This window comes from Caulobacter sp. B11, assembly GCF_002737765.1.
GTDB lineage: Bacteria > Pseudomonadota > Alphaproteobacteria > Caulobacterales > Caulobacteraceae > Caulobacter.
Genome location: NZ_PEGG01000112.1, coordinates 1 through 7271, shown reverse-complemented (window position 1 = coordinate 7271; position 7271 = coordinate 1). Strand labels below are relative to the sequence as shown.

General features: G+C 69.1%; 7 protein-coding genes and 1 pseudogene. 5 read left to right on the top strand and 3 right to left on the bottom strand.

Annotated features, from left to right (window positions below; all coding sequences use genetic code 11):
* On the bottom strand, positions 1–568 hold a 568-nt coding region (locus CSW58_RS06060), incomplete at its 3' end, for an AMP-binding protein (RefSeq protein WP_143755102.1).
* Positions 569–866: 298 nt separating this feature from the next.
* Between CSW58_RS06060 and CSW58_RS06055 the strand changes: the two genes are divergently transcribed.
* Positions 867–2024, top strand: coding sequence for a HAMP domain-containing sensor histidine kinase (locus CSW58_RS06055; protein WP_236627673.1), 1158 nt, complete (start codon positions 867–869; stop codon positions 2022–2024).
* Entirely contained in the window at positions 1910–2572 is a 663-nt protein-coding gene (locus CSW58_RS14980) for a response regulator (RefSeq protein WP_236627672.1), read from the top strand. The genes CSW58_RS06055 and CSW58_RS14980 overlap by 115 nt, the downstream gene beginning before the upstream one ends.
* Positions 2573–2594: 22 nt before the next feature.
* Here the strand turns inward: CSW58_RS14980 and CSW58_RS06050 are convergent.
* Positions 2595–4093: pseudogene (locus CSW58_RS06050) on the bottom strand (AAA family ATPase).
* A 144-nt stretch (positions 4094–4237) separates the two neighbouring features.
* Between CSW58_RS06050 and CSW58_RS06045 the strand changes: the two are divergent.
* On the top strand, positions 4238–4894 hold the full coding sequence (locus CSW58_RS06045) for a TetR/AcrR family transcriptional regulator (RefSeq protein ID WP_099446678.1): 657 nt from the start codon (positions 4238–4240) through the stop codon (positions 4892–4894).
* On the opposite strand, the gene pdxH is transcribed toward CSW58_RS06045, so the two are convergent.
* Positions 4883–5548 carry a pyridoxamine 5'-phosphate oxidase gene (gene pdxH, locus CSW58_RS06040; RefSeq protein WP_099446679.1) on the bottom strand — a complete coding sequence of 222 codons (666 nt, stop codon included), beginning with the start codon at positions 5546–5548 and terminating at the stop codon, positions 4883–4885. The two genes, CSW58_RS06045 and pdxH, sit on opposite strands and share 12 nt — an antisense overlap.
* Positions 5549–5662: 114 nt before the next feature.
* Between pdxH and CSW58_RS06035 the strand changes: the two genes are divergently transcribed.
* Together CSW58_RS06035 and CSW58_RS14975 are read left to right on the top strand one after the other, a co-directional pair.
* Positions 5663–6004 (top strand): hypothetical protein, encoded by a 342-nt coding sequence (locus CSW58_RS06035; RefSeq protein ID WP_099446677.1) that lies wholly within the window; start codon positions 5663–5665, stop codon positions 6002–6004.
* Positions 6005–6052: 48 nt separating this feature from the next.
* The coding region (locus CSW58_RS14975) for a DnaJ domain-containing protein (protein ID WP_236627671.1) at positions 6053–7271 on the top strand (1219 nt) is incomplete at its 3' end.

Sequence of the window (7271 nt, the reverse complement as noted above, 5' to 3'; positions counted from 1 at the left end):
GGCCGGCGGCGGTGCCCTCGTCGAACCCGCCCCAGGCGCAGTCGGCATGATGCTGCTCGACCAGGTCTTCGAAGCACAGCAGGCCCTTGAAATTGGGGGCCTCGCCCGCTGGCGCGAAGTCGGACGGCATGTGCGAGCGATCGGTGAAGACGATGACGTGCTCAAGGCTGGGCACGCGCGGCAGAATGGCCGCGACGATCGGCAGGAAGGACAGGTCGACAAACAGCGCCCGATCGCCGGCATGGTCGGCGATCCAGGCGATCTGTTCGGGAAACAGGCGTGGATTGAGCGTGTGGCACACCGCGCCGATCCCCATGACGCCATACCAGGCCTCCATGTGGCGGCCGGTGTTCCAGGCCAGGGTGGCGACCCGGTCGCCCGGCTTGACGCCCATGCCCAGCAGGGCGTTGGAAATCCGCTTGGACCGATCGTGGATCGCGCCATAGGTCGTGCGGACAATCGGTCCCTCAACCGACCGCGAGACCACTTCACGACTGCTGTGCCACCGAGCCGCGTGGTCGATGATCTTGTCGACCGTCAGCGCCCCGTGCTGCATCAATCCTTGCATTCGCCCCTTACTCCCCTGTCGTTCCGGCTACTTGTTTTATCATTGTTCACGCGAGGCTAGCGGGCGCAAAGGCCGCGCGCAACGCACCGCGCGCACGGCGCGAACCCCGGGCCGGGCGGCGCGTCCGGCGATCAGGGCCCGACGCATCCGCGATCATAGGCCGCACACGTCCTTTAGGGCTTCATCGCAAGAGGCGGGTTAAACACGATCGAGAGCCAAATTGTGGTCGGAAGGAACGACGCCGTTGCGCTGGCGAGACCAAGCCCCATGGACCGACGAACGGCTGGACGAGGTCGCGATGGACACCCATCGCCTCCTGCCGTCCCGTATCGTGTCCGCCATGGTCGTGGCCGTGCTGGTTGGACGGGCGCTTGATCCGGTCAAGGCGCTGTTGTGGCTGGCGACGCTGCTCGCGGCGGAAGCGCTGGCCCGGTTGGCCACGGCGGGCTTCAAGGCCGGCGTCGCGGCGACGCCCGAGCGGCGGCTGGCCTTCGTCATGGGAGCGCTGCCGATCAACCTGATCTGGGCCGGGTTGGGCGCGGCGCTTTGGATGGCGCAGGGCGTCGATCTGAAAATGGCCGCCGTCGGCATCTGGGTCGGCCAACTCATCTTCGCCCAGAACTATCGTCATCAGCCCTGGGTCCTGATCGCGTTGAGCACCTTCGCACCCTTGGCCAGCCTGGTGATCTTTCCCTTCTTCTTCTACGACGCCCCGGGGCTCGGGGCTCAGACGGCGCGGTTCGGCCTGCTTCTGGTCATGCTGACCACCATCAATGTGATGATCTCCAACCGCGCCGCCGCGCGGCGCATGGACGAACTGACCCACGGGCTGCGTGGAGAGCGCGAACGAGCGCTCGAAGCGGCGCGCGCCAAATCGACCTTCATCGCCATGACCAGCCATGAGCTGCGCACGCCGATGAACGGGCTGCTGGGCATGGCCCACGCCCTTGAGCGCTCGTCCCTGACGCCGCAGCAGCGTCTCCATGTCGAGCTGATGATCAAGTCCGGCGACAACCTGATGCAGGTGCTCAACGACGTGCTGGACCTGTCGAAGATCGACGCCGACAAGGTCGAACTGGCCAGCGACGTCTTTAACCTGTCCGATCTGGTTATCGGAGTCGCCGAAGGCTGGCGTGACGCCGTCGAGGCCAAGGGTCTGTGGCTGGCGGTCGAGCTGAGCCCCGAGTCGGCAACCTGGGTGCGCGGCGACGCGATCCGGGTTCGGCAGGTGCTGCTGAACCTGGTGTCGAACGCCCTGAAGTTCACCGAACAGGGGGAATTGCGATTCTCGTCGAGGCCGCGGAGATCAGCCCCGACGGTCGCACGCGGACCGAACTTCGGGTGCGCGACACGGGCATCGGCGTCAGCGCCGGCTTCCGCGAACGAATCTTCGACAGCTTCACCCAGGCCGACGACGCGATCTCCCGACGCCACGGCGGCACCGGGCTGGGCTTGACCATTTCCCGCGCCCTGGCCCTTCAGATGGGGGGCGACCTCGTCCTCGAGGACAACGCCGAGGGCGCGACCTTCCTGTTCACCCTCGACGTCGAGACCGCCCACCCGCCCGCGCCTGTCGAGGTCGCCGAGGACCTGGTCTGCGACCTGACCGCCGTCCGGATCCTGGTGGCCGAGGACAACGCCATCAACCAACTCGTGGTCCGCGCCATTCTCGAAGCGGCCGGCATGACCCTGACCATGGTCGATGACGGTCGGGCGGCCCTGGCCGCGCTGAAATCCGAGCGGTTCGACGCCGTGCTGATGGATATCAATATGCCGGTCATGGACGGCATGACCGCCTTGGCCGAGATCCGTCGGGACCTGACGGGAGCCGCCACGATTCCGGTGATCGCCGTGACGGCGTCGGCCCTGGCCGGCGATCGGGAGCGGTTCCTGGCGATGGGCTTCGACGACCATCTGGGCAAGCCCATCCGTCCTGAGGAATTGCTGACCGCGATCGCCATGGCCATCCAGCCCTCGGCGTCCCTGATCCGCAAGGCCGGCTGACCCCTCGACGCCGTCCCCAGGGTCAGCCCATGGATTCGGCCAGGGCCCGGGCCTCATCCTCGAAGGCGCTGACGGTGTCGACACGCCGCCAGTCAATCTCGCCCGTCGAGCGGGCGAGCTGGGTTTCCAGAACCGCCACGTCGGCGTCCGAGGCGTCATTGACGCGGGCGGCGACACGCGACCGAAGGACCTCGGGCGGAGCCTCCAGCCAGACACCCTGAAAGGCGACGCCGGCGCTCTGGGCCAGGGCCTCGGCCCGGGCCCGCTCCTCGGGCTTGAGGAACACCGCGTCCAGCACCACCGAACGTCCCGCCGCCAGGGTCAGGGCCGCATCGGCGAACAGCTGATCATAAACCCGAGCGCTCATCTGCGGCGTGTAAGCCTCAGCGGGCAGGCGTTGCAGGGACGGGACGCCGACGAGGCGCTTGCGGATCTCGTCGGTGCGCAGAACCACCGCCCCCGGCGCGCTTCCCAGGCCCGGCGCGCAGACCCGGGCGAAGGTCGACTTTCCCGAGCCCGACAGGCCGCCGGTCGCCACCAGACTGACGGGGCGCGGGCCAGGTGCTCGATCGCCGTCGCCAGATAGGCCCGGGCGGCCTCGTCGTCGCCGGAATAGGCCTGGACATGGGTCCGGACCCCGGCCCGGACGCTGAGCATCAGGGGCAGGGCGGCGAGGCCCGTCCACAGCCCTTCGCCGAAATTGCGCGCGGCCTCGTCGAGATAGGCGTTCAGCACCCGTCCGGCCGCGTCGCGCCGCCGGCGAAAGTCCAGGTCCATCAGCAGGAAGGCCAGATCGTACTGGATGTCGATGTCCGACAGCGTGTCGTTGAACTCGATACAGTCGAACAGGATCGGGACGGCGTCCTCGACCAGGATATTGCCCAGATGCAGGTCGCCGTGACAGTGGCGGGCGAAGCCGTCGGTCACCCGGCGATCGAGCAGCGGGCCCAGGGCGTCCAGGGCCCGATCGGTTTCGGCGATCAGTCGCTCGACCGTCTGGGCGCCCAGACGCGGCGCCAGACCGCGCAACAGGTTGGCGTTGGACCGAATGGTATAGCTAAGGGCGTTGACCCCGCCGCCTTGCGGCCGCGGCGGCGCGACGGCGTGGAAGCGCGCCACCGTGCGGCCTAGCGAGTCCTCCAGCGCGTCGTCGATGGCCCAAGGCTGGGCGGCCAGGACCCCCTGCTCGTCGAAGCGGCGCATCTCCAGCACGAACTCGACCGTCTCGCCCGGTCCGTCGATCTCGATCCCGCCATCCGGGGCGCGCGTGAGCCGGCGTACGGCGCGATAGATGTCTGGGGCGGCGGCGCGATTGAACGACAACTCGCGTTCCAACGCCCAGCGCCGCAACTCCAGGGTGGAATAGTCCAGAAAGCCGAAATTGACCGGGCGCTTGATCTTCCAGGCCGCCTCGCCGACCAGGAACACACGCGCGCAAGAGGTCTCGATGGTCTGGTCGGCCCTTTCGCCGAACCAGCCCGCCACTTCCTGTTCACGCATGACTTCCGCGTCCTTGATCACGCCGAAAACCTCGTTGCCGCGCGTCGCGGTCTGCGGCGCCGAGGTCCCATAGCGGAAACTTCCGACGAAGTCGCTCGCGCCCCGCTTGCACAACCATGGGTTTTACGTCTAGACGAGGTTGAGCGAAACCCTGGAATCTCGCGCATGCTGATGGGAACGGGTCTGAAGCGATCGGAACGCAAAAAGGGCGAGATTCTCGCCGCCGCGCGCCATGTCTTTCTGCGCGAGGGCTATGCCGAAGGCGGGATGGAGGTGGTGGCGCGGGCCGCCGGGGTCTCCACCGCGACGCTCTATGCCTACTTTCCTAGCAAGGCCGAACTGTTCGCCGTCGTGGTTCACGCCCTGCTTCAGGACATGACCGCGCCGGTGCTTGACGCCGCCGCCCTTCCGGGCGACGCCCAAGAGCGGCTGACCCGGATCGTCAAGGCCTATGCCGCCTTCGCCGCCCGTCCCGCCACCCGGGCCAGCTTCAGGATGGTGATCGCCGAGCGCCGCCGGTTTCCGGAACTGGCCGACCGCTTCCTGCTGACCGCGCGGGGCGAAATGGGCGGCGCGGTGATCGCCACGATCGAGGATCTCGGCCGACGCGGCGCGCTGCGCTTCGACAAGGCCGCCTGGGCGGCTGGGCAGTTGTTGGGCATGATTGATCACGCCACCCTGATGCTGGGCCTCGCCGCCGGCGACCACGTCCAGGCCCAGCGCCCGCTCGACAGCCTCTGCGACGACGCGATCGAGACCTTCCTGTCGCGCTATGGCGTTGATGAGCCCGTGGGCTGCGCGGAACGGGCGCTAGGGGAATAGCCGCTTCGTGGTCCAGCCGCCCTCGACCCGGTCATAGACCAGGCGTTCGTGCAGGCGGAACGGGCGGTCGCGCCAGAATTCGATGACCTGGGGCACGACCCGATAGCCTGACCAGTGTGGCGGCCGCGGCACCTTGCCCAGGCCGAACTTCAGGCCCATCTCGGCCACCCGGCGCTCTAGGGCCAGACGGTCGGGAAGGGTCCGCGACTGGTCCGAGGCCCAGGCCCCCAGTTGGCTGTGACGGGCGCGACTGGCGAAATAGGCGTCGGCCTCTTCGGAGCTCACCGGCTCCACCGCGCCGCGCACCCGCACCTGGCGGCGCAGCGACTTCCAGTGAAACAGCAGGGCCGCCTTGGGCTGGGTCGCGAGTTCAAGGCCCTTGGCGCTCTGGGTGTTGGTGTAGAAGACAAACCCGTGCTGATCGACGCTCTTGAGCAGCACCATGCGCGAGTCCGGGAGACCGTCGGCGTCGACGGTGGAGACCGTCATGGCGTTGGGATCATTGGGCTCGCCCTTGCCCGCCTCGGCCAGCCAGGTCTCGAACTGGGCGATCGGATCGCCCTCGGCCAGCAGGGGCAAGGGGGCCGCCTGGGTCACCTGGCGGACATAGTCGTCCTCGCTGGGCGAGGCGGGGATGATGGGAGCGTCGGTCATCCCCGCCCTATAGCCGTTCTCGCGCGCGACGACCACGCTTGACGCCTCGCCGCGCGGCGCGCATCCGAGGCGCGAACGGCGCGCCGACCGTCCCGCGCCGCAGGATCCGACCTCATGACCCTTGGAACCCGCGCCCGCCTGGCCTGGATCCCCCTGATCCTCTGGTGCGCCGCGGCGCTGGCCATCGCCGGCCTGAAGGCGGCCAGCTGGCAGGGCGACGACCCCGTCGACGGCGTCATCCTGATCCTGGGCGGCGCCTTCCTGGCGGCGGCCGGCGGACTGCAGCTGTGGCGACTGGCCCGGCGCTGGGGCGAGCGGGCCCGCGCCGAGGGGCCGCAGGTCGATCTGCCGATCACCTGGCACCGCAAGAGCGGCTCCTGGGCGGTGATCCTGTTCGTCGCCGGTGTGTTCGGCACCTTCGGGCTGGTCTATCTGATGGGCCTGCAGCTTCGCTGAAAGTCTTAACTTAACCCGGCGTTGACCAAGTGGCGGCAGGTTCGGGCCATGACCGGGCGAGCCCCCATCCTTCTGACCCTGCACGCCGCGCGCGCCATCCTCGGCGTGGCGCCGGGCGCGGGCGAGCGCGAACTGCGCGCCGCCTACCGGGAGGCGGCCAAACGGGCCCATCCCGATCGCCCCGGCGGCGACGCGGCCCTGTTTCGCGATGTGCTGGCCGCCTATCGTCTGCTGCAGGAACTGCCGGTCAAGCCGATCCACTTTCCGCCGGCCGTCGCCACGCCCCCGCCCCTGGCCACCCAGGCGGTGCTGACCATCGATCCGGCCATGGCCTTCGCCGGCGGCGTCCTGGACCTGAGCATCGACGCCCGCCGCCTGCGCCTGACCCTGCCGCCTGGGCTGAGGGCTGACGATCAGGTCCGGGTCGACGACGTGGTGTTCCGCGTGGTCATCAAGCCCGATCCCGAAGCCCTGGTGCGCGGCGACGACCTGTGGCTGTCGGCCCGCCTGGATCCGCGCATCCTGGCCGAGGGCGGCCGGGTCGAGGTGGCCACCGCCATCGGGCCACGCCTGGCCTGGATCTCGTCCAAGGCCGCGGCGAGGGGCTTGGTTCGCCTGCCTGGACAGGGGCTTCCGGCCCGTGGGCGACACGCGACCGCGACCTGTTCCTGCGCCTATCGGCGGCCGACGCCGAGCCCGAAAGCGCCGCCCGCTCGCTGCTGCGCCGCTTCGCTGCCGCCTGGGCCGCCTGAGCGCTTCCCAAAGCCGCCGTTCCCGACACTATGGGCGACGACACGCCGAACCGGCGGCGGCGACGGGAGGACGACCATGACGCCAGACCAGCTGCGCGCGCACCGCGAGACCATAGTCCGCGAGCACATGGCCGACGAGATCGACCATGCCTGGGACAAGGTTCTGGCGACCTTCCCCACCCGCACTACGAGATCATCGCCACCGGCGCGGTACATGACGGCCGACCCGCGGTCGAGCGCTACTACGCCACCTCGCGCCAGACCTTCCCTGACCAGCGCAACACCCTGCTGTCGCTGCGCCACCTCGACGACGGCGTCGTGGTCGAGTTCATCCTCGAGGGGACCAAACCGGCCCGCTGGGCCCCCTGCCCGCCACCGGACGGCCCTTCGCCTGTCAGATGACCGCCTTCTTCCTGTTCGAGGGCGAGGCCTGGTCTGCGAGCGGATCTATTCGGACACCCTCAGCATCGTGCGCCAGCTCCTGGCGGGATGTCGGCCGGCGAGCCCTGGCGGCC

Excerpts from the sequence above, each read along its gene's own strand:
- CSW58_RS06055 (WP_236627673.1), top strand. The coding sequence starts at position 867 with ATGGACACCCATCGCCTCCTGCCGTCCCGTATCGTGTCCGCCATGGTC.
- CSW58_RS06045 (WP_099446678.1), top strand. The coding sequence starts at position 4,238 with ATGCTGATGGGAACGGGTCTGAAGCGATCGGAACGCAAAAAGGGCGAG.
- pdxH (WP_099446679.1), bottom strand. The coding sequence starts at position 5,548 with ATGACCGACGCTCCCATCATCCCCGCCTCGCCCAGCGAGGACGACTAT.
- CSW58_RS06035 (WP_099446677.1), top strand. The coding sequence starts at position 5,663 with ATGACCCTTGGAACCCGCGCCCGCCTGGCCTGGATCCCCCTGATCCTC.